19 protein-coding genes and 2 pseudogenes are annotated in these 21,553 nt (G+C 39.1%); 19 read left to right on the forward strand and 2 right to left on the reverse strand.

Features of this window, described 5'->3' with window-relative positions; translation table 11 throughout:
• On the reverse strand, positions 1–1,434 hold the full coding sequence (locus tag ACED20_RS05510) for a hypothetical protein (RefSeq protein WP_294221554.1): 1,434 nt from the start codon (positions 1,432–1,434) through the stop codon (positions 1–3).
• 61 nt (positions 1,435–1,495) lie between these two features.
• On the opposite strand from ACED20_RS05510, the gene ACED20_RS05515 reads away from it, so the two are divergent.
• The 8 genes from ACED20_RS05515 to ACED20_RS05550 all read left to right on the forward strand — a co-directional run bounded on the left by ACED20_RS05515 (position 1,496) and on the right by ACED20_RS05550 (position 10,800).
• The gene (locus tag ACED20_RS05515) at positions 1,496–2,080 is read left to right on the forward strand and encodes a thymidine kinase (RefSeq protein ID WP_149245970.1); all 585 of its coding nucleotides are present in this window, start codon (positions 1,496–1,498) and stop codon (positions 2,078–2,080) included.
• Between the two features lie 59 nt (positions 2,081–2,139).
• Positions 2,140–2,478: a hypothetical protein gene (locus ACED20_RS05520; protein WP_294200593.1), complete on the forward strand. Its 339-nt coding sequence runs from the start codon at positions 2,140–2,142 to the stop codon at positions 2,476–2,478.
• Positions 2,456–2,761, forward strand: coding sequence for a type II toxin-antitoxin system RelE/ParE family toxin (locus ACED20_RS05525; protein WP_294200594.1), 306 nt, complete (start codon positions 2,456–2,458; stop codon positions 2,759–2,761). The genes ACED20_RS05520 and ACED20_RS05525 overlap by 23 nt, the downstream gene beginning before the upstream one ends.
• Positions 2,761–5,208, forward strand: a complete 2,448-nt coding sequence (locus ACED20_RS05530) for a bifunctional UDP-N-acetylmuramoyl-tripeptide:D-alanyl-D-alanine ligase/alanine racemase (RefSeq protein WP_294221557.1) — start codon at positions 2,761–2,763, stop codon at positions 5,206–5,208. Before ACED20_RS05525 ends, ACED20_RS05530 begins: the two co-directional genes overlap by 1 nt.
• An 11-nt stretch (positions 5,209–5,219) precedes the next feature.
• A complete protein-coding gene (locus ACED20_RS05535) occupies positions 5,220–7,379 on the forward strand; it encodes a patatin-like phospholipase family protein (RefSeq protein ID WP_378103734.1) in 2,160 nt (719 codons plus the stop codon).
• A 5-nt stretch (positions 7,380–7,384) separates the two neighbouring features.
• Positions 7,385–7,792, forward strand: coding sequence for an rRNA maturation RNase YbeY (ybeY, locus tag ACED20_RS05540; protein WP_294221561.1), 408 nt, complete (start codon positions 7,385–7,387; stop codon positions 7,790–7,792).
• Between the two features lie 208 nt (positions 7,793–8,000).
• Positions 8,001–9,863, forward strand: coding sequence for a tRNA uridine-5-carboxymethylaminomethyl(34) synthesis enzyme MnmG (mnmG, locus tag ACED20_RS05545; RefSeq protein WP_294221565.1), 1,863 nt, complete (start codon positions 8,001–8,003; stop codon positions 9,861–9,863).
• A 115-nt stretch (positions 9,864–9,978) separates the two neighbouring features.
• Complete coding sequence (locus tag ACED20_RS05550; protein ID WP_294221568.1) at positions 9,979–10,800, forward strand: bifunctional 2-polyprenyl-6-hydroxyphenol methylase/3-demethylubiquinol 3-O-methyltransferase UbiG; 822 nt, start codon at positions 9,979–9,981, stop codon at positions 10,798–10,800.
• Between the two features lie 506 nt (positions 10,801–11,306).
• Here ACED20_RS05550 and ACED20_RS05555 read toward each other — a convergent pair.
• Positions 11,307–12,497 (reverse strand): phosphoglycerate kinase, encoded by a 1,191-nt coding sequence (locus ACED20_RS05555; RefSeq protein ID WP_294221571.1) that lies wholly within the window; start codon positions 12,495–12,497, stop codon positions 11,307–11,309.
• Positions 12,498–13,136: 639 nt separating this feature from the next.
• Between ACED20_RS05555 and rpiB the strand changes: the two genes are divergently transcribed.
• From rpiB to tsaB, 11 genes and pseudogenes are all read left to right on the forward strand, one after another.
• On the forward strand, positions 13,137–13,571 hold the full coding sequence (gene rpiB, locus ACED20_RS05560) for a ribose 5-phosphate isomerase B (RefSeq protein WP_294221574.1): 435 nt from the start codon (positions 13,137–13,139) through the stop codon (positions 13,569–13,571).
• 467 nt (positions 13,572–14,038) lie between these two features.
• Complete coding sequence (rnr, locus tag ACED20_RS05565; RefSeq protein ID WP_294221578.1) at positions 14,039–16,192, forward strand: ribonuclease R; 2,154 nt, start codon at positions 14,039–14,041, stop codon at positions 16,190–16,192.
• Positions 16,193–16,849: 657 nt separating this feature from the next.
• Positions 16,850–17,536, forward strand: coding sequence for a LysE family translocator (locus tag ACED20_RS05570; RefSeq protein ID WP_294198340.1), 687 nt, complete (start codon positions 16,850–16,852; stop codon positions 17,534–17,536).
• Positions 17,533–17,922, forward strand: a pseudogene (locus ACED20_RS05575) (LD-carboxypeptidase); the annotation flags it as partial. The gene ACED20_RS05570 and the pseudogene ACED20_RS05575, both read left to right, overlap by 4 nt.
• Before the next feature lie 121 nt (positions 17,923–18,043).
• Positions 18,044–18,088, forward strand: a complete 45-nt coding sequence (locus tag ACED20_RS05580) for a tetracycline resistance efflux system leader peptide (RefSeq protein ID WP_365992423.1) — start codon at positions 18,044–18,046, stop codon at positions 18,086–18,088.
• A pseudogene (locus ACED20_RS05585) lies at positions 18,073–18,468 on the forward strand (LD-carboxypeptidase); the annotation flags it as partial. The gene ACED20_RS05580 and the pseudogene ACED20_RS05585, both read left to right, overlap by 16 nt.
• Positions 18,469–18,470: 2 nt before the next feature.
• Positions 18,471–18,821 (forward strand): MauE/DoxX family redox-associated membrane protein, encoded by a 351-nt coding sequence (locus ACED20_RS05590; RefSeq protein WP_294221585.1) that lies wholly within the window; start codon positions 18,471–18,473, stop codon positions 18,819–18,821.
• Positions 18,821–19,192, forward strand: coding sequence for a YraN family protein (locus ACED20_RS05595; protein ID WP_378103737.1), 372 nt, complete (start codon positions 18,821–18,823; stop codon positions 19,190–19,192). Before ACED20_RS05590 ends, ACED20_RS05595 begins: the two co-directional genes overlap by 1 nt.
• Before the next feature lie 2 nt (positions 19,193–19,194).
• Entirely contained in the window at positions 19,195–20,028 is an 834-nt protein-coding gene (locus tag ACED20_RS05600) for a hypothetical protein (protein WP_378103738.1), read from the forward strand.
• Positions 20,025–20,774 (forward strand): SDR family NAD(P)-dependent oxidoreductase, encoded by a 750-nt coding sequence (locus tag ACED20_RS05605; RefSeq protein ID WP_294198349.1) that lies wholly within the window; start codon positions 20,025–20,027, stop codon positions 20,772–20,774. Before ACED20_RS05600 ends, ACED20_RS05605 begins: the two co-directional genes overlap by 4 nt.
• A gap of 82 nt (positions 20,775–20,856) precedes the next feature.
• Positions 20,857–21,540, forward strand: a complete 684-nt coding sequence (gene tsaB / locus ACED20_RS05610) for a tRNA (adenosine(37)-N6)-threonylcarbamoyltransferase complex dimerization subunit type 1 TsaB (protein ID WP_294198351.1) — start codon at positions 20,857–20,859, stop codon at positions 21,538–21,540.
• Positions 21,541–21,553 lie beyond the last annotated feature (13 nt).

The following is a 21,553-nucleotide window of genomic DNA, read 5'->3' on the forward strand; positions in this document are numbered from 1 at the left end:
TTATAAAAATTTATTCTCCACCAATATCCATAGCCGCTGAGCATATTCATCCACTTTGCTCCACTTTCTGGCATAGTAAAGATCACTCAGATATTCTTTAGCCTCTTCCAGTTTGTTGAAACTGTTGAGATTCGCTACCACTTCATTCAGCTCAGACTGGCTTCCTCCGAAAAGAGTTTTGGAAAAGGCAATCCTATCGTTTAAATCCAGTTTAAATTCAGGTTTTTTCTTTTCCGCTTCCATAAAATCGGTCGCCATATTGGTTCTTAATATACTTCCCGTATCTTCTCTTTTCTCTACGGGAGATGGTTTTTCTGCAGGCAGCCCCGTTTCCAGATGATCATCATCGAAAAGCGACTGAACAGCCTTGAGGCCTCTGATATTGGCCAGTTTTATTTTTTTATCATGATGATAATCTTCAATGTTTTCAAAGCTTTCATCAGATTTTAATTTTTCTCTTTCTTCGGAAACCGGAGCGTCGATATCTACAATTTTCCTTTTATCAGTGATCTCCGCCGACGTGGACTCTTCTCTTTTTTCATTTTCCGATGCCTCATTTTTGAGTTCGTTCACAATATTTTCAGCATTGGAAGTATCGGTTGCCATTTCTCCCTGTTCCATCATCATACCGGACGAAATGAAAGATTCATCGGTTTCTTCATCAGAATCCTCATTTTTTTCTTTCTCCGAAGCAGATTCAAAATTATGCAAGATCCTTTCTTCCTCTTCAAAACGGTTTAAAACTTCACCGCCGTTATCTGAAATTTCATTTTCAAATCCGTCAATTTCATTGAGCTGATTGTTGAAAACAGCCTCTTCTTCTGTTTGTTCACCATTGAAGACCTCCTCATATACATCACCATTGTCTTCAGGTTCTGCATCAGCAAGAATCTTTTCTTCATCTACAAAATGCAATGGGCTTTTGCTGGGATCAGAATCTTCGTTTTCATCAATTTCATTCAGCTGGGCATTTAAAATATCCGTACTTTCATGCAATACTTCCTGAACATCCGTTTCCGAATTTTCCTCTGCAAAATTAACTAAAGTTTCGTGAAGTTCGCCCTCTACGATCTCATTTAACTGATTATTGAAAATAGCCTCTTCCTCAGTAACCTGATCCGAATAGTTTTCCGGCTCTTTCTCATGGATTTCATTCAGTTCATTATTGAAGATGGCTTCTTCTTCCGTTACTTCGCTATTTTCACCGGATGTGTAAAAATTTTCGTTATTTTCCGGAACCGGCGAAAAATTTTCACCTCCGAAATAAGCGATATTCTTTTCCAGCAAACGCAGGAAAGAAATCCTTTCGGCAAGCTCTTCTACAAGATCCAGCTTGGAAGAAAGCTCGTCTACATGGCTTACTTTGTCCAGAATACCAATGATATTCCTGGATTCAAAAAAAATCTTTTCCTTTAAATCTTGGATGTTCTGCATAGGAGAATCTTGTTAAAAATTGCTTACTTTTGATCTTCAAAATATACGGCTAATTTAACAAATGTTTTTAGAAAATACAATTAATCATTCCAAACAAAGCGGTTGGATGGAAGTAATTTGTGGCTCTATGTTTTCCGGGAAAACCGAAGAGCTGATCCGGAGGCTGAGAAGAGCCGAAATGGCAGGGCAGAATGTGGAAATTTTTAAACCGAAACTGGATACGCGATATTCGGATGAAGATGTGGTTTCCCATAACCAGAACAAGATCCGCAGCACATCGGTGGAAAATCCCAGCGAAATCCTGCTGCTGGCTTCCAATTGCCATGTCGTAGGCATTGACGAAGCCCAGTTTTTTGATGAAAGCATTGTGTATATTGCCAATCAGCTTGCCAACAGCGGCGTTCGGGTTGTCATTGCCGGCCTGGATATGGATTTCCTGGGGAGGCCTTTCGGACCAATGCCCAACCTGATGGCCACCGCAGAATATGTTACCAAGGTTCATGCGATCTGCAGAAGGACCGGAAACCTTGCGAATTATTCGATGAGGATTTCTGAGGGAAAAGATCTTGTAGAACTCGGAGAAACAGAAGCTTACGAAGCTGTGAGCAGAAGGGTTTTCGTAGATGAAGTTTTAGATAAAAATTAAATAAATATCAAATATATTCGTATTTTTGCTTAAAATTCAATAGTAAAAACTCTCACAAAATGATATTGGAAATTAAAAATTATATAAAAATCAGCAATTCGATCGATGAGATTCTGAAAAATTCCCCTTTCAAGATGAAGTACATCATTGAGAAGAGCGGTATTTCCGAACCCACTTTTTTCCGGAAAATGAAAGAGAAAAAATTCCTTCCGGAAGAACTGCTGAGAATTGCCGAAATTATTGAACCGGAAGAAAATTCAAAAGAAGATATTCTTAAAGCCATTCAGGAAGGTTTGAAAGATGTTAAAAATGGCAGAATTCATGATCACAAGACGGTAATGAATGAGGCGAAGGAAAGACTTGCAAAAAAGAGGAATGAATATCTTCTGGACCAATAGATCTAAATCGGATTTAGAAAATCTTGAAGATTTTTTAATAGAAAAATGGGGTTTTAAAGTGGTGGAAGATTTTTACGAAATATTAGAAAGAAAGATTTCCCTTCTTGAAAACGGAAATTTAGTCCATCAAAAATATGAAGATACAGACTTTCATAAGTTACTTGTAACAAAGCACAATTATATTATTTATGAAATTGCTGCAGATCAGATCAACCTTCTTCATATGATCAATAATTTCCGAAATCCTGATGATAATTATAATTTAATCACCAAAAGGAGTTGATGAACTACAGTGTAAATCAAATTGCAGAAATCACCAATGCAGAAATTGCAGGAAACGGAAGTTTAATCATCCGGAATATTGCTTTCGACAGCAGGATTATTTACTCTACCAAAAACACGGCTTTCATTGCGATCAATACATCGAAAAATTCAGGCGAAAAATTTATTGAAGCAGCCATAGACCGCGGCATTAATGTTATTATCTCCGAGCATTATGATCCGCAGTTTGAAAATGTCACCTGGATCATTGTAGAAGATTCGGTGGTGTTTCTCCAGAAATTAGCCCGGTATCATTTTGAACATTCTCATTTAAAATCAATAGGAATCACCGGCAGCAACGGAAAAACCACTTTAAAAGAATGGCTGTACCAATGTCTGTGGAATGAGTTCCCTACCGTAAAAAGTCCGAAAAGCTTCAATTCGCAGATCGGGCTTCCCCTTTCGCTTCTTCAGATCAACGATTCTCACCAACTGGGAATTTTTGAAGTCGGGATTTCCCAGCCTGAAGAAATGGAAATACTGGAGTCTGTTTTTCACCCGCAGATCGGCCTGCTTACCCACATCGGTACGGCCCACCTGGCCAATTTCAGCTCAGAAGCAGAGCTGATTGAAGAAAAGATAAAGCTCTTTAGAAATTCTGAGGTAATCATTTATAACGGCGATCATGTTTTGGTCAAGAAAAAAATCGAAGAACAGTATTCCGGTAAAAAATTAATTGCTTACGGTTTTAGCGAACACAACCAGATTTATTATAAAAGCAATCTTCAAAAAAATGATGACGTTGTCGTACAATATTTCGACGAAGAAATCTCCTTTCCCGTACATCAGAGAGACGAAGCGACATTAACGAATGTTTTGGCACTTATTACCGTCTTAAAGGAGCTGAATATCGGAAATCAGGAGATCGTGGAAAAAATCAACGCGCTGAAGGCTGTTGAAATGAGACTTGAAGCCATTGAGGGTGTAAGAAACAATATCATCATCAATGATTCATTTAATCTGGATCTGGATTCTTTAAAGACAGCACTTCAATTTCTAAATGAATATCGGAAGCCGAAAAAATCTTTAGTACTGACTGACATCCTGGGTGTAAATTCCAATTCCAAAGAACTCTACGAAGAAGTTTCCGAGCTGGTCAACGAACAGCAATTTGATTCGGTGTTTCTGATCGGAAATGAAATATCAAAATTCAGTGAATTATTTAAAACTAAAATATTTACTTTCATCAGCACCCAGGAACTCATTGAAAGTAAACACCTTAACGAACTGGAAAATCAACTGGTCTTATTAAAAGGAGCCAGAAAATTTGAAATCGAGAAATTAAAAGATATCCTTGAGCTGAGAAAGCATGACACCGTCCTGGAAATTAATCTGAATGCACTCCTCCACAACATCAATTATCATAAATCCCTGCTTGAACCTGCGACCAGAATGATGGCCATGGTAAAAGCCAATGCTTACGGATTGGGAAGTTATGAGATCTCCGAATTTCTGCAGCATCATCATATTGATTATTTAGGGGTTGCCTTTGCAGACGAAGGCGTAGAACTGCGTAAGAAAGGGATTACCGTACCGATTGTTGTGATGAATCCGGAACAGCACAGCTATGAAACCATTATTGAATATAACCTTGAGCCGGAAATTTACAGTTTCCGTGTCCTGGAATTATTTTATGAAGCCGTTCGGAAATCCGGTTATGATAAAAAATATCCTATTCATATCAAGCTGGAAACCGGGATGCATCGCCTTGGTTTTAAAGGAGATGAGCTGGATCAGCTAAGCCTGATTTTAAGCTCGATTAACGTAAAGGTGAAAAGTATCTTCAGCCATCTTTCGTCTTCAGATATGCCTGAAGAAAAAGAATTTACACTGAATCAACTGGAAACATTTGAGAAAAATTCATCTTACTTAATAGAAAAGCTAGGTTACACGCCTATCCGCCATATCCTGAATTCTTCGGGAATTACCTCTTATACCGGTCATCAATATGATATGGTAAGAATCGGCATCGGAATGCTGGGAGAATCACCTAATAGTGAAATACAGAAGCAGCTGCAGCCGGTGGTAAGTTTTAAAACCGTCATTTCCCAAATATCGGAGGTTCAGAGCGGAGAATCAGTAGGTTACAGCAGACGTTTTAAAGCAAATCATCAGATGAGGATCGCTACAATTCCTGTCGGTTACGCAGACGGGATCCCGAGACTGATTGGCAACCAGGTAGGAAACGTTGGAATCAATAATACCCTCGCTCCTATTATCGGAAGCATCTGCATGGATATGATGATGATTAATGTCGATCACATTCCCCGTGTGAAAGAAGGTGACGCTGTAACGGTATTCAACGCTAAGCCGACCCTTAAAGAATTCGCGGCCTACTGCCAAACCATAACGTACGAAGTTCTGACTTCTATTTCACCCCGTGTAAAACGGATTTATGTAAAAGATTAAGCCATAAGCCCATGAGAAAGCTCCTGATCATTTTATTCGCATTTCAATTGCTTTTAATACAGTCCCAGGTTAAAAAAGACCTGATGATCCCTAAAAATCCAAGAATCGGGCTTTCGCTTGCCGGAGGAGGAGCTAAAGGATTTTCTCATGTCGGCGTTCTTAAAGTCCTGGATTCCTTGGGAGTAAAGGTAGATTACATTGCCGGAACCAGTATGGGTGCCATCGTCGGCGGTCTGTACGCTTCGGGATATTCCGGGAAAGAGATCGAAAAGATTGTCATGGACACCGATTTTTACTCCCTGATCATGGATCCGAAAGCAAAACGCCAGGAAACAACCTTTTTCAACAAATCCGTAGATAAATATCTTTTATCCATTCCGCTAAAGAACGGAAAGATCAACCTTCCCTCTTCCATCAGCTCCGGACAGAAAAATGTATATCTGCTGAAAGAACTCTTCAAAAACGTTTCCGGCATCCATGACTTTTCAAAACTGCCGATTCCTTTCATGTGTGTTGCTACCAACCTGGAAAGCGGAAATATGCAAATTTTTGAAAAAGGAGATCTGGTACAGTCTATTATGGCAAGTTCCGCCTTTCCTTCGCTGATGGATCCTGTAAAAATCAACGACAGCATTTATATCGACGGGGCGATGACCGTAAACTACCCTTCAAAGCCTTTAAAAGATAAGGGGATTGACATCGTGATCGGCGTAGATCTTAACCAGGACCTTTCCAAAAGAGAAGACCTGAACAGCATCATTGCCATTCTGAACCAGGTGATCGATTTCGGGATAAAAAAAGATACGGAGCGGCAGTACAAGTACACGGACATCAATATCAAACCCGATCTTCAGGGGATGACGGCAACCAGCTATGACGAAAAGAAGAAAATACTCGACAGCGGCTACTCAGAAGGCCTAAAATACACCGATATTCTGGACCAGCTGCCCAAGAGGCCTTTCGATCGGATAAGGCAGCAAATGAGCCCTATTTACTCCAATGTATATAAGATCGACAGTCTGGCCATAGAAGGCAGCAGGATTTACGCTAAAAACTATGTGCTGGGTAAAATGGGATTACGCCTCCCTTCCATGGAAACCTACGGAAGCATCAATAAAAAGATAGACAAACTTGTGGCTACAAATAATTATAAATTCATTAATTATGACATTATTTCAGACAATAAGGCAAATTATCTTAAGCTTTACGTTACGGAAGACGATACCCGGCATTTCCTGAAATTCGGGCTGCATTATGATGAAATTTTCAAAACGGGGCTTCTCCTCAATTATTCGGCAAAGCGGCTTTTATTCCGGAACTCCAATCTTTCGCTGGATGTAGTGGTCGGAGACAAGCCCAGGTATTATTTAAATTATTTTATTGATAACGGATATATTCCCGGTTTCGGAATTTATTCTTCCGGAATGAGCTTTAATCTGAAAGACACAAGCAACAATGAATACGACAAGTGGGACTGGCTCCGCAATGAAGCTTATATCCAATCCATCTGGAAAGATAAGTTTGCCATAGGCGGAGGTATAAGCCACGATTATTTTGAAGCGGAATTCAACGGTGACAACAAAAGATACAACCGTTTCCTGAATCCTTACGTATTTCTGAAAAGCGATACGCAAAACGACAGGGACTTCCCTACACGCGGGATCTATATTAACGCCGAAGGCAAGGTAATTGATCTGCTTAAATCTGAAGTAGACCGAAGGCTTGTTCAGATAAAAGCAGATATCAGGATAAACATTCCTATTTCAAAACAGTTTGCTTACAGACTAAATCTCTATGGAGGAATTACGCTGGGTGAAAACCTTCCGGAATTTTATAAATACAGGCTTGGGGGAATCTTTGAGCAGAATATCATAAACTTCCGAAGTTTCTCCGGATTTTATTTCGCACAACTGAATACCAACAACGTGATTCTGGCTTCAAATGATCTTCAGTTTAAATTCAATAAAAATTATTTCCTAAGTGGTAACTTCTCGTTTGCGAATCTTTCCAACGACATTTCTTTTGAAGATACTGTAAAACTAAACTATAGCTCCGTAGGGCTTACGGCAGGATATAAATCTCCTTTCGGACAGATCAAAGTGAATTTCAGTCACTCTCTTAAAAACAATCAAAAAGGCATATTCAGTGTTATTTTAGGACACTGGTTTTAATTACAATGATACAATTCTTTTACGAAAATTTAACGGAATCTGTAAATACGGATTACATCGCATGGCTGAAAGATCTCATTCTTTCGGAAGAAAAAAAGTTAGGTGAGATCAACTATATTTTCTGTGATGATGACTATTTGCTGAAAGTAAACCAGGATTATCTTCAGCACGATTACTATACTGATATCATTACATTTGACTATGTAAAAGGCAAAACAATAAGCGGAGAGATTTTCGTATCTTTGCAGCGCATTTCCGATAATGCTTCTAGCCTCTCCCGGGATTATGAAGAAGAACTCAGAAGGGTTTTGGCCCACGGCATCCTTCACCTTTGCGGATACAAGGATAAAACCGAAGAAGAGGAAAAACAGATGCGGGAAAAAGAAGATCATTATTTAGCGAAGTACCGTTAAGGTTCTGAATATTTTCCAGGAGCTTAATCCCGCTCTCCGTACTCGCTGTTTTCTTTTTTTAAAAAGAAAACGAGCTCAGACAAATACTGCGATCGGGGCTAAAAAAAAGACCGCGATACAGGCAATTTAAGACTGTAAAAACAGATAATGTTTCACGTGAAACATTTGTAAAAAAGAGTAAAATAAAAGGCTTAAAACAAGCAATAAAATGATTTCAGAAATATATGATGTAATTGTAGTAGGTGCAGGCCATGCCGGATGTGAAGCCGCCGCTGCAGCTGCGAATTTAGGTTCAAAGACCCTGCTTATTACGATGAATATGCAGACCATCGGACAGATGAGCTGTAACCCCGCAATGGGCGGAATCGCAAAGGGACAGATCGTACGGGAAATCGATGCGATGGGCGGATATTCAGGAATTGTAGCAGATAAATCCGCCATACAGTTCAAAATGCTGAATCTTTCCAAAGGCCCTGCCATGTGGTCCCCTAGAACACAGAATGACCGGATGCTCTTCGCTGAAGAATGGCGTCTGGCACTTGAAAACACACCGAATCTTGATTTCTTTCAGGATATGGTGAAACAGCTTATTGTTGAAAATAATAAAGTAACGGGTGTCGTTACTTCTTTAGGAATCCAAATCAAAGGTCATTCCGTTGTCCTTACCAATGGTACTTTTCTTAACGGCCTCATTCACGTTGGTGACAAGCAGCTGGGAGGCGGAAGGATGGGCGAACCCCGTGCTTTCGGAATTACCGAGCAACTGGTTTCCTTAGGTTTCGAGGCAGGAAGAATGAAGACCGGTACTCCACCGAGAGTAGACGGAAGAAGCCTGGATTATTCTAAAATGGAAGAACAGAAAGGAGACGAGAATCCTCAGAAGTTCAGCTATCTGGATACGCCTAAACTAACCAAACAATTAAGTTGCCATATTGTTTATACTAACGAAACGGTCCATGATATTTTACGTGAAGGTTTCGACAGGAGCCCAATGTTTAATGGTACGATTCAAAGTTTAGGACCTAGATATTGCCCGAGTATTGAAGATAAAATCAACCGTTTCGCAGAAAGAAACAGGCACCAGCTTTTCGTAGAACCGGAAGGGTGGAAAACCGTTGAAATCTATGTAAACGGATTCAGTTCCTCTTTACCGGAAGATGTCCAGATCAAAGCCATGAAACATATTCCGGGGTTTGAAAACGTAAAAGTTTTCCGTCCGGGCTATGCCATTGAATACGACTACTTCCCTCCTACCCAACTCAAGCATACCTTGGAGACTAAGCTGATCGACAACTTATATTTTGCTGGCCAAATTAATGGGACTACAGGCTATGAAGAAGCTGCCGGGCAGGGTCTGATTGCCGGGATCAATGCCCATAATAAAGTTAAAGAAAAAGACGAATTCATTCTTAACCGGGATGAAGCGTATATCGGAGTTCTGATTGATGACCTGATTACAAAAGGAACGGAAGAACCTTACAGAATGTTTACTTCCAGAGCAGAATATAGGCTCCTGTTAAGGCAGGACAATGCTGATATCAGATTAACCCAAAAAGCATATGATCTGGGATTGGCAAAAAAAGACCGTTTACAGAGAGTACAGGAGAAAGTAGCTAAAAGTGAAGAGCTTGAAGCTTTCCTTCGGGAAACTTCTTTAAAGCCGGGTATCATCAACCCGATTCTTGAAAACATTGAGAGCAGCCCTGTAGACCAGGCCTATCGTGCCGCTCAGATTCTTACAAGACCCAATATGACGCTGGAAAAGCTGGATGAAATTGATTTTATAAATGAATTTTCTTCTGCTTACGATGAAGAAGTGAGAGAACAGGCTGAAGTAAATATTAAATACAGGGGTTATATCGAAAAGGAAAAAGAAAATGTTGCCAAGCTGAACCGTCTGGAAAACATTAAAATCCCTGAAGACTTTGATTACACAAAGATTTCAAGTCTTTCCGCAGAAGCTAAACAAAAAATGACCAATGTAAGACCGAAGACGATTGCACAGGCCGGAAGAATCAGCGGAGTATCTCCTGCAGATATTAATGTTTTATTGGTCTATCTAGGACGTTAAATGAAAAATGTTTCACGTGAAACATTCAAAAATTATAAACGAAAATTAAGGTATTTATGAGCTTGTATCGGGCTTTGAATATCTTAATTTTTTTAAGATAAAAGAAACAAATCAAATGAAAATAAAAGATCATTTTCTTTCCCAGGAAATATTTGAAATTAAAGAAACGGAAACTAAAGGTGTTTTTAAAACTTCCCCTATCCCATCGAATATTTCCAGATACTATGAAAGTGAAGATTATATTTCCCATCACCAGGATTCAGGAAGTCTGAAAGAAAAGCTTTATAAATTTTTACAGTCCTTTAATTTACAATACAAGAAAACCATTCTGCTTGACCGTATTCCCAAAGGATCAAAAGTCCTGGATTATGGTTGCGGCGCAGGGGAATTTGTAAAATATATCGAAAATGATTTTGAAACTTTCGGATTTGAGCCGGATTCCGATGCCAGAAAAGCAGCACAGAGTAAAATTTCAAAAGCACAAATATTAGCTGATCTTAATCCGATTGAAGATCATAGTCTGGATGCAATTACTCTTTGGCATGTTTTTGAACATGTCGAAAATCAGGACGAGATACTTGAAATTTTTAACAGGAAATTAAAAGAAAAAGGTCTGCTCATTATTGCGGTTCCTAACCCAACGTCTTATGATGCGAAACATTATAAAGAATACTGGGCTGCTTATGATGTTCCGAGACACGTCTATCATTTTTCCAAGAACGGTATGGAAAACCTGATTTCCAAAAAACCAAACTGGAAACTGAGAAAAATCAAACCGTTGGTTCTGGATTCTTATTACATCTCCATGTTGAGCGAAAAATATAAAAAATCGCCTCTTTTTTGGCTAAAAGCAATGGTCTATGGAACGATTTCTAACGTAAAGGCCCTTTTTTCAAACGAATTTTCAAGTTTGATATATATTATCGAGAAAAAATAGAAAATCGATTTTTAAGCCATTTCTGAAGGTCAATTTTAATCGATTTAAGCTTAAAATTTAAAAAGTCCGGGATTCTCATCGGACTTTTTCATTTTACTCCCTCTCCCCTACTCTCCTCACCAATCAGAAAATTTTTATAAAAAATCCATTTGCTTTAAATTTCATTGTTTTTAGTTCGATATTGTTAGTAACAAGTTAGTAACTCAAATAAAAGAAGTCAAATTCTGGATAATCGTTATAATCAATTAATATTCACGAAATATCATAATCGTAAAAATTTTGGAAATTCCGGCAATGGGAACAAATATCTGAAATTTCAAATTGTTAAGAGATCAAGCAAAAAAATCATATCGATTAAGAAGTCTTCCAAAACGTCGTCGCCAGGATTTAAAATTAATTTTTTAAAATATTTCAAATGCAGGGTGAGACATCAGCAAACCAGGTTTAAAAAATAAAAAAGTCCGCTGAAAAATTTCAACAGACTTTTTTTATAAAATTTAAATTTCTTAATTATTGATCGCAGCAACTCCCGGAAGTTCTAAACCTTCCAGACTTTCCAGCATCGCTCCTCCACCGGTAGAAACATAACTTACCTTATCGGCATAACCGAACTGTTTTACGAAAGCCACACTGTCTCCTCCTCCCACTAATGAGAAAGCTCCGAGTTTTGTAGCTTCAGCTATGCTGTCTCCCAAAGCAACTGTGCCCGCCGCAAAGTTTGACATTTCAAAAACACCGATTGGGCCGTTCCAGAGAATCGTTCTCGAATTCAGCAAAACATCATTGAACTGGTCTCTTGATTTCGGACCGGCATCTAATCCCATCCATCCTTCTGGAATATCATAAATGTCGGATTCTTTTCTTTCCGCATCGTTGCTGAAACTTTCAGCAATGATCGTATCGGAAGGAAGATATACTTTTACGTTGTGCTCTTTTGCTTTTCCAAGGATCTCAAGGGCCAAAGGAAGTTTATCTTCTTCCACCAGTGAAGTCCCGATTTTTCCACCCAATGCTTTGATGAAAGTAAAGGCCATTCCTCCTCCGATGATCAGATTATCCACTGCCGGAAGTATATTTTCTATAATGGTAATTTTAGTTGAAACTTTAGATCCTCCCAGAATTGCTGTAACAGGCTTTTCACCGCTTTTAAGCACTTTATCTATTGCCTGAAGCTCATTAGCCATTAATAAACCGAAGAATTTAGTTGAAGGAAAGAATTTAGCGATAACCGCAGTAGAAGCATGGGCTCTGTGCGCGGTACCGAAAGCATCATTCACATAGGCATCCGCCAGTTTGGAAAGCTTTTCCGCAAACGCTTCGTCTCCTTTTTCTTCTTCATTGTGGAAACGCAGGTTTTCCAACAGCAGAATCTCGCCCGGCTGAAGGTCTGCAGCAGCTTTTTCAGCCTTCTCCCCTACACATTCTTCCACAAACTGAACTTCCTTACCCAATACATCGGAAACTTCATCAACGATATGCTTTAAGGAAAACTTATCAGTAGCCTCTCCTTTCGGTCTTCCCAGGTGGGCCATTAGGACGACGGAACCGCCGTCGTTCAGGATTTTATCGACCGTAGGTTTTACTGCTGTAATTCTCGTGTTATCGGTTACCTTGAGCTGATCGTCCTGCGGGACATTGAAATCCACTCTTACCAGAGCTTTCTTTCCATTGAAATTGAAATCATTGATTGTTTTCATATGTACATTTTATATTTTTTCGGGGCAAAGCAGAACCGGCTTCAGGAAATGGCTTTCGTTAAAATTTTCCGGGCAGTTCGGTTTCATGCTCTTTTTCGATTTTCGTTTCACAAATGTAAGATTTTAAAATTTTCAGGACGAGGCAGCTTTTGAAAAGTTTTAAAAAAGTTTCCCGCAGCCTCAACATTCATCAATCAACATATTTTCTTTTCTCTTAAAAAAATAAATGGGTATTGTTGTTAAGTGTTGTGAGTTTCGGGGATAAATTCTGATTTAATACTTTTTGATATTAAATCAGACCTTAACTCACATTTTATCTACATTGTAAAGGATTGTAAATAAGATTTTTATAGTAGTTATCCATAATTGTGAATAATTTTCCCAAAAACTGAATATGAATAAAGTGAGTATGGAAAACCATGGGAGTTTCTCCAGAAAACTTTGTGAAAAAATATATAGGATATTCTCCTGCCAATCTTCATTACAAAATTTTTCAATGTTACGAAAGATTTACTTTCCCTCTTTTTTCAACATTTACTCACAAGCCATTTCACATTTAATTCCCAAAAATTTAAGACTTATCCACATTATACTTAAATTTGTGTGAATAAATCTAAAAAAAGGCTTAATACAAAAATTATGAAAAGGAAAATAGCAATTGCTGCAGACCATGCAGGCTATGAATATAAAGAGATTGTGAAGAACTATCTTTCAGAAAAGTTTGATATTCAGGATTTTGGAACGTTTTCCACAGACAGTGTGGATTATCCGGACTTTGTTCATCCTGCGGCAACATCCGTGGAGAGCGGAGAAAATGAACTGGGAATCCTGATCTGCGGAAGCGGAAACGGGGTGCAGATCACGGCCAACAAACATCAGAAGATCCGCTGCGCGCTTTGCTGGATGCCGGAGATTGCAGCACTGGCCAGACAGCATAATGATGCCAACATGATTTCCATTCCTGCACGCTTTATTTCAAAGGAACTGGCAATGGAAATAGCCGATAAATTCCTTTCCACGGATTTTGAAGGCGGAAGACACCAGAACAGGGTTGATAAAATTGCATTCTGCTAGAATATAAAGGCTTGTAAATCATATTGCAAGCCTTATTTAATTTTTTATTTTGTATATTTGCAGCGTCCGACAGGTTTACCACCTGTTATTTCCATTCAAACCTGGTGAAATGGTAAAGTTACATTTCCATCAAAGGTTTTATCCATTCTTCTCCATATTTGTATTACTTTTATACAAACCTAAAACTTCCGTTATAGTAAATTTGGAAGGAAAATTGATGTCGTCATTCTGCAATCGGTAGATACAGTTAAAACAAAGCTGGTAATCACGATTTTGTTTGAAACTGTTTCTCTGTGCGGGATAAGACAAAATCTTATAACAGAAAGAATCCGGGATTGATAGATTTTCCAGGAAATATAGAGATAGAATAATAAATCACATTCAGATAAAAGAGCTGAAGCAGCAGATTACTTTAATTGATAAAAAATCAAATCTGGAATGTGAAAAGATTAATTAAATAAATTAAAATGGCAAAAAAGAAAAAATATATAAGTCAGAAAAACGACCATAAATTAAGAGAGATCGGCAAGCTGATCCTGAGATTTATGAATGGAAATTCCACCAAAGTCTACAATTACAAGCAGATTGCAGACGGAATAGATTATAAGAACCCGAGACAGCGCGAACTGGTAATCCAGTCCCTGCACAAGTTGCAGGCAGACGGAAGAATCAAGGAAAGTGAAAAGGGAAAATATATCATCAACCTTGATATTCAAGGAACATTAACCGGAACCATCGATTTCAACCAGTCCGGAAATGCCTATGTAACTGTACAGGGCGTGGATGGTGATATTTTTATCCATTCCAAAAATGTTAAAGATGCTTTGCAGGGTGATAAGGTTTTGATTGTAACCTATACCTACAAAGGAAAGAAACTCGAAGGCTCCGTATTGGAAGTTCTGGAAAGAACACGGACGGAATTCGTAGGAACTTTACAATTAGTTCCTCATAAAGATTTCGGATTTGTGGTTTGTGATAAAAAGACTATCAATACTGATATTTTTATTCCGAAAGGAAATTTCGGAGGGGCTCAGGACGGGGATAAAGTAATCGTGAAGATGACCGAATGGAGACCGGGAGATAAAAATCCTCAGGGAGAAATTATACAGGTTCTGGGAGCTCCGGGAGAGCATGAAACGGAAATTCACTCGATCCTTGCAGAATACGGATTGCCGTACGAATTTCCTGAAGAAGTGGAAAGGGATGCCGATAAGATCGACCGAAGCATCAACGATGAAGAAGTGGCCAAACGCTGGGATATGCGGGGTATTACTACTTTTACCATCGACCCGAAAGATGCCAAGGATTTCGATGATGCCCTGTCCGTAAGAAAACTGGAAAACGGAAACTGGGAAGTCGGTGTACACATTGCAGACGTTTCCCATTATGTGGTTCCGGGAACCATGCTGGATGATGAAGCTTACCAGAGAGCGACGTCTGTGTACCTGGTAGACCGCGTGGTGCCGATGCTGCCCGAAGTGCTGAGTAATGACGTATGTTCGCTTCGTCCGCATGAAGATAAATTTACCTTCTCTGCCGTTTTTGAACTGAATGAGAAAGCCGAAATCAAAAAGCAATGGTTCGGAAGAACGGTGATCCATTCCGACAGAAGGTTTACCTATGAAGAAGCCCAGGAAAGAATTGAAGGAAAAGACGGTGATTTCAAAGAAGAAATTCTTGTCCTTGACGGACTGGCAAAGATTATGCGTCAGAAAAGGATAAAAGACGGAGCCATTACCTTTGACAGAAGTGAAGTCCGCTTTAACCTGGATGAGAACAACGAGCCGATCGGCGTTTATTTCAAGATCAGCAAAGATTCCAATCATCTGATCGAAGAATTCATGTTGCTGGCGAATAAAAAAGTATCTGAATTCGTTTCACTGAACAAAAGAGGCGAAATTACCCAAAATACCTTTATCTATAGGGTTCACGACGATCCGGATCCGGCCAAGCTGGAATCGCTGAGGGATTTTGTTTCCACCTTCGGATATAAAATGGATCTGGCCAACACCAAAAAGGTAGCGGAATCTTTAAATAAACTTCTGCATGACGTCAAAGGTAAAGGGGAAGAAAACATGATCGAAACGCTGGCTATGCGAAGTATGAGCAAGGCAGTATATTCTACGGAGCCGATCGGCCACTACGGTCTCGGTTTCGATTATTACAGCCACTTCACTTCCCCGATCCGGCGTTATCCCGATTTGATTGCCCACCGCTTGCTGCAACATTACCTGGACGGCGGAAAATCCCCGAACAAAGCGGAACTTGAAGACAAAGCGAAACACTGCAGTTCTATGGAAAGGCTGGCTGCTGACGCGGAAAGGGATTCCATCAAATACATGCAGGTGAAATTCATGGAAAAACACCTTGGAGAAACTTTCAACGGGGTTATTTCCGGAGTAGCGGAATTTGGATTCTGGGTGGAAATTCCGGATAACGGTGCTGAAGGTCTTATTAAATTGAGGGACTTAATGGATGATTCTTATACCTATGATGCAAAAACGCATGCCGTATACGGATCCAGACACGGCAAAAGATATCAGCTGGGAGACAATGTTCAGATCAAGGTAGTGAAAGCCAATCTGATCGCCAAACAACTGGATTTTAAGATTGTAGACTAGACCAATCATGTAAAAGTACAAAAACCGCAAGCCATTGCGGTTTTTTTTATTTCAGTAAATGAAATTTAAAAATTATAAATTTAAATTAATACCAGTTATATTTAAAAAATAGCCTATTTTCATGTTGTATTTTGCTATAATGTTAATCTCTATAAATATCATTTTTATATGGCTCTGGCAAAACAGATAATCGTAAAAGAAATAGAACGGGAACTCAAAAGTTTATTAAGACCACAACCAATTCATTTGATTATCGACCTTTGTGGTTTTGACTATTTCTTCAATTGAATCAGACCATTGTATACACATAATTGGTATAACACCAATTTAATCATATTTAGCTTGTGTTCAGTTATTTAATTAATTTAAGAATAAAATAAAGGCTATTCATTCAGTATTCTAAATGGATTCAATTTAGTAGAATGACAGAAGATTTGGTCTGACCATCAAGACTTCCGGATCTATTTTCAAAAGGGATACTTCCAGCATCCAGCTTCCCTTTTCCAGCCAGTTAATCCGGATTCTACTGCGAGTTCATCTCTAAGTAAAATGAGTTTCGTTTCCGGCGAACCAAATTCATTTTCCTGTTTGCTTTTTAAAACATAAAGTTTAAATTTGTATAAATACATGAATTTTATTCATCGAAAACACCACTGAATGTTTGAACTTATATTGTCTGCCATCGTATTAGGATTCATGCTGAGTCTTGTTTTTATAGGACCGATCTTTTTCCTTCTGATAGAAACCAGCTTTTCCAGAGGCCCGAAACATGCATTGGCATTGGACCTTGGCGTAATTTCTGCGGACCTGCTCTGCATTTTGGCAGCCTATTATGCAAGTGCGGACATTGTAACGCTCATTGATAAGCATCCCGGTTTTTACCGGATTACTGCCATTCTCATTCTTGTGTACGGAATCGTGATGATGGTTACAAAGACCAAGATGCATATTCCCGGTGAGGAAAAATTCATGAACCAGAATTATTTCAAGACCTTTATCAACGGATTTTTCTTTAATCTTCTGAATGTCGGCGTCATTCTTTTCTGGCTGGTAACGGTGATTTCCGTAAGGAATCAGTATCCGGATACCGGCAATTTTATTTTATATATCGGGATCGTTATCGGCACATACCTTTTTATCGATCTGGTTAAAATATTCCTGGCCAAGCAGTTTCATGACAGGTTAACGCAGCGTTTAGCCAATAAAATCAGAAGGATCGTCGGCGGGATTCTGATTGTATTCAGTTTTTTCATCTTTTTGCAGAGCTTTAAGAAATTCAATCAGTTCGACAAACGACTGGAAGAAGCTGAGAAAACCGAAGTTAAATACCAAAAAAGCAGATGACAGATATAATCTTTCCCAAAGCACTAAAAAAAGGCGATAAAATAGCCGTCATTTCACCTGCAGGTTCTGTAGAGCCTGCCCAGTTGGAAAAAGGGATTGAAATGATCCGAACTAGAGGTTATGAACCTGTTCTAGGCGAACACCTGTATACTAAGTTTTCAAACGGCTACAATTATGCAGGAACCGAACAGGAAAGATTAAAAGACATGAACCGGGCACTGAATGACCCTGAAATTTCGGCCGTTTGGGCTTCCCGTGGCGGATACGGATGCCAGCATCTTATCGAAGGGCTTGATCTTAAAAGTTTTACTAAAAATCCCAAATGGTATATTGGTTATTCCGACAATACGGTGATCCAGAGTTATCTTTTTAAAAAAGGATTTGCTTCCGTCCATGGCCAGACCATAAAAACCTCAGGTTTCGGCGTAACGGAAGAAAGCTACGATCTGATCTTTGATATTTTAAAAAATAAGCATCCAAAATACATCCTAAAACCGCATCAATATAATAAACCGGGTTCAACTGAAGGAATGCTCATCGGAGGCAATTTAGCCCTTATTTATGCGCTTCTGGGTACGAAATATGCATTTGACTTCAAGGATAAAATTCTTTTCATTGAGGATATCGGAGAGAACTTCTATGCACTCGACCGGATGATCATGAGTCTGGAAATGGCCGGTGTTTTCCGTAAAATATCAGGACTGATTATCGGTGGAATGACCAATATGGGCGATGAAAAAGAAAATAAGCAATATGAAGAAAGCTTTGACGAATTTGCTTACCAATTGATTTCCGAACGGGTATCAAAGTATGATTTCCCTGTAATTTTCGGTTTTCCAAACGGACATATCAAAGACAACCGGCCATTGATCATAGGAGGAGAAATACATATGAAAATAGACAAAACGGTATCCATTAGTTATAGAAAATAAAGATGGCATATTCAAAATTTATCCTTTCTTTTTTATTGATTTCTGCAGGGATTTTACACTTTGTAAAGCCTAATATTTTCATTAAAATCATGCCTTCTTATATTCCTTTTCATTTGCAGATGGTTTATATAAGCGGCATAGCAGAAGTACTCTGCGGCCTTCTTCTTATTTTTCCTCAGACTCAAAAAGCAGGTGCTTATCTCAGTATTTTTCTTTTTATTGCCGTATTTCCCGCTAATATTGAAATGGCAAGAAAGTTTTATGAAGTTCATCATAAATATTTCTGGCTTACAGTAGCAAGGCTTCCTTTGCAGGTCGTATTAATCTGGTGGGCTTATCAATTCAGGAAATAATGGCAGACCACAACGATTTCGGTAAGACGGCAGAAGACCTGGCGGTTACCCATTTACAGAAAAATGGATATATCATTCTGATCCGGAACTTCCGGTTTCAGAAAGCGGAAATCGATATTATTGCGGAAAAAGACAAGCTGATTATTATTGTCGAAGTAAAAGCCCGTTCTACCGATATTTTTATGCTGCCTCAGGAAGCGGTGACCAAAACAAAAATAAAGCTGCTGGTTTCCGCGGCCAATCATTTTATGGAAGAATTCAACAAAGACCAGGAAGTACGTTTTGATATCATTTCAGTGCTTGCCGACCATAAAAAGAATCTCACCATCGAACATATAACCGATGCTTTTGAAGCATTTGATGCCAATTGATTATGCAAAATTTAGATTCGAACAGCATCTGCTCGGCAGTCTTGTATATTATTAAAAATTATCCGCTTACCATCCTTTTATATTGTATGGTTTGCTTTATAGCAGGTCTGCTTATCAGTCTGGTATTGATCTTGGTCATGAAGAAATGTAAGGCATTTTCCAGGATACCGAAATATTACAACTGGCTGGTAAAGCTGTATATCCCGGCTATTTTTACCATAAACAGCATTGTCTCATTACAGCTGGGCCTGTTTTGGGGTTCTTATGAAACCATAAAAAAAGACAGCTTTTCCATCTCTTCACAGATTTATTCTTCAGGTGTCGGCTCTGTTTTCAAAGATCAGAATGCAAAAGCTGAATTTATCGGAGGAGTAAGAACGGTAGTATCAGAAATAAACCGGAATAACGAAAAGGCAAAAATAAAGATAACGGATCTTGTAAGAGCCTACGATACAAAATACGGAATGATCAATCAGCCTAAAAACAGGATGGCTTCATGGCTGATGAACCGATATGGTGACCGGATCAATACCGTAATTATATATGGCATTCTGAATTCCATACCGGATGTTGAAGTTACCGGGGATCTCTCCTACCGTGAATTCGATAAAATAACAAAACAATTGTTGGTCCTTAATCCGGACGATATTGAAAAATCCATTACTGAAAAGATACAGAATCTTCTGCTGATTGCTTTACAATCACAACTTAAAAGCATGGCCGGAAGTCTGTTGATGATTTGGGTGATCCTGATGCTCATTCCGTGGCTCGAATTCTGGATATATACCTATATGATGAAAAGAGCTACCAACAGAAACAATCAAATAAATAAATGAAAACAATATTAATCACCGGAGCTACTTCCGGAATCGGAAAATCAACTGCCGAACTCCTGGCAAAACAAGGAAACAGAATCATTATCTGCGGAAGAAGATCTGAAGTTCTGGAATCGGTACAATCGGAACTGTCTGAATTTACCGAAGTATTTAGTTTAAAGTTTGATGTCAGGAATCTGGAAGAAGTAGAATCTGCCATAGGTTCTCTTCCTGAAAATTGGAAACAAATTGATGTGCTGATCAACAACGCAGGAAATGCACACGGCCTTGATCCTCTTTCAGCTGGAAAAACAGACGATTGGGATTCGATGATCGACGGAAATGTGAAAGGTCTCCTGTATGTATCGAAAATGATTATCCCTGGAATGAAAGAGAGGAATTCAGGACATATCGTAAACATTAGTTCAGTGGCGGCAAGACAGACCTATGCGAACGGCGTGGTGTATTGTGCCACCAAAAAGGCCGTCGATGTCATTTCGGAAGGAATGAGAATAGAACTCACGGAATTCGGTATCAAAGTAACGAATATCCAGCCCGGAGCAGTAGAAACCGATTTCTCCATGGTAAGGTTTAAAGGAGACAGCGAAAAGGCAGCTACCGTCTATGCAGGATATGAACCGTTAAAAGCTGAAGACATTGCGGATTCCATCGCCTATTGTATCAATGCACCGAAACATGTATGCATCTCGGATATGACGATCTACCCTGCTGCACAGGCAGAACCGAGGACGATCTACAGAAAATAATTTTCAAAATAATGCTTTACCTTTGCAGGAGTAGAGCAATTTATAAGTCAATTGCTGAACCGTTAATCATTACCTGTAAACAATGAAAATCTTATATCTTGAAACTTCTTCAAAAAACTGCTCGGTAGCCATTTCTGATAATGATAAAATGCTGTGCGTCACGGAAGAGATTTCTGAAAACTATAAACAGTCCGAAAGCCTTCATATTTTCGTAGAATGGGCGCTGGAAGGTGCCGGTATTTCCATGAAAGATATCGAAGCCGTTTCTCTTGGTAAAGGACCCGGTTCTTATACGGGCTTACGGATCGGTGCATCGTCTGCGAAAGGTTTTTGCTACGGACTGAAGGTTCCGCTGATTGCCGTAAATTCCATGGAAAGCATGATAGAGCCTTTTTTAAACCAGAACTACGATTATATTATCCCTTTGATCGATGCGAGGCGAATGGAGGTTTATACCGCAGTCTATGACGGTAATACCGGAGAAGAAATTTCTGAAACCGTAGCCAAAATCCTGGACGAAACTTCTTTCGCGGAGTATAAAAACAAAAAAGTAGTCTTTGTAGGAGACGGTGCGAAAAAAGCAGAGGAGATTTTACAGTTGCCGGATGCCGCTTTTCATAATGAGGTCTATCCTTCTGCTAAATATCTTGTAAAGAAAACCCTTGAAAAAATAGCGCACAGGGATTTCGAGGATGTTGCCTACTTCGAGCCTTTTTATCTCAAGGATTTCCACGGTGTAAAGAAAAAAAATAAAAGCGAAGAATAATCTTCGCTTTTTA

The sequence above is a fragment of the Chryseobacterium sp. sg2396 genome (assembly GCF_042610505.1).
Lineage (GTDB): Bacteria > Bacteroidota > Bacteroidia > Flavobacteriales > Weeksellaceae > Chryseobacterium.

Bases quoted from the DNA above. Each gene is read 5' to 3' on its own strand.
- ACED20_RS05555 (WP_294221571.1), bottom strand. From the start codon at position 12,497: ATGAAAACAATCAATGATTTCAATTTCAATGGAAAGAAAGCTCTGGTA.
- ACED20_RS05590 (WP_294221585.1), top strand. From the start codon at position 18,471: ATGGCATATTCAAAATTTATCCTTTCTTTTTTATTGATTTCTGCAGGG.
- ybeY (WP_294221561.1), top strand. From the start codon at position 7,385: ATGATACAATTCTTTTACGAAAATTTAACGGAATCTGTAAATACGGAT.
- rpiB (WP_294221574.1), top strand. From the start codon at position 13,137: ATGAAAAGGAAAATAGCAATTGCTGCAGACCATGCAGGCTATGAATAT.
- ACED20_RS05605 (WP_294198349.1), top strand. From the start codon at position 20,025: ATGAAAACAATATTAATCACCGGAGCTACTTCCGGAATCGGAAAATCA.
- ACED20_RS05600 (WP_378103738.1), top strand. From the start codon at position 19,195: ATGCAAAATTTAGATTCGAACAGCATCTGCTCGGCAGTCTTGTATATT.
- ACED20_RS05530 (WP_294221557.1), top strand. From the start codon at position 2,761: ATGAACTACAGTGTAAATCAAATTGCAGAAATCACCAATGCAGAAATT.
- ACED20_RS05510 (WP_294221554.1), bottom strand. From the start codon at position 1,434: ATGCAGAACATCCAAGATTTAAAGGAAAAGATTTTTTTTGAATCCAGG.
- ACED20_RS05570 (WP_294198340.1), top strand. From the start codon at position 16,850: ATGTTTGAACTTATATTGTCTGCCATCGTATTAGGATTCATGCTGAGT.
- tsaB (WP_294198351.1), top strand. From the start codon at position 20,857: ATGAAAATCTTATATCTTGAAACTTCTTCAAAAAACTGCTCGGTAGCC.
- ACED20_RS05520 (WP_294200593.1), top strand. From the start codon at position 2,140: ATGATATTGGAAATTAAAAATTATATAAAAATCAGCAATTCGATCGAT.
- ACED20_RS05515 (WP_149245970.1), top strand. From the start codon at position 1,496: ATGTTTTTAGAAAATACAATTAATCATTCCAAACAAAGCGGTTGGATG.
- ACED20_RS05535 (WP_378103734.1), top strand. From the start codon at position 5,220: ATGAGAAAGCTCCTGATCATTTTATTCGCATTTCAATTGCTTTTAATA.
- ACED20_RS05525 (WP_294200594.1), top strand. From the start codon at position 2,456: ATGAATATCTTCTGGACCAATAGATCTAAATCGGATTTAGAAAATCTT.
- ACED20_RS05550 (WP_294221568.1), top strand. From the start codon at position 9,979: ATGAAAATAAAAGATCATTTTCTTTCCCAGGAAATATTTGAAATTAAA.
- ACED20_RS05595 (WP_378103737.1), top strand. From the start codon at position 18,821: ATGGCAGACCACAACGATTTCGGTAAGACGGCAGAAGACCTGGCGGTT.
- rnr (WP_294221578.1), top strand. From the start codon at position 14,039: ATGGCAAAAAAGAAAAAATATATAAGTCAGAAAAACGACCATAAATTA.
- mnmG (WP_294221565.1), top strand. From the start codon at position 8,001: ATGATTTCAGAAATATATGATGTAATTGTAGTAGGTGCAGGCCATGCC.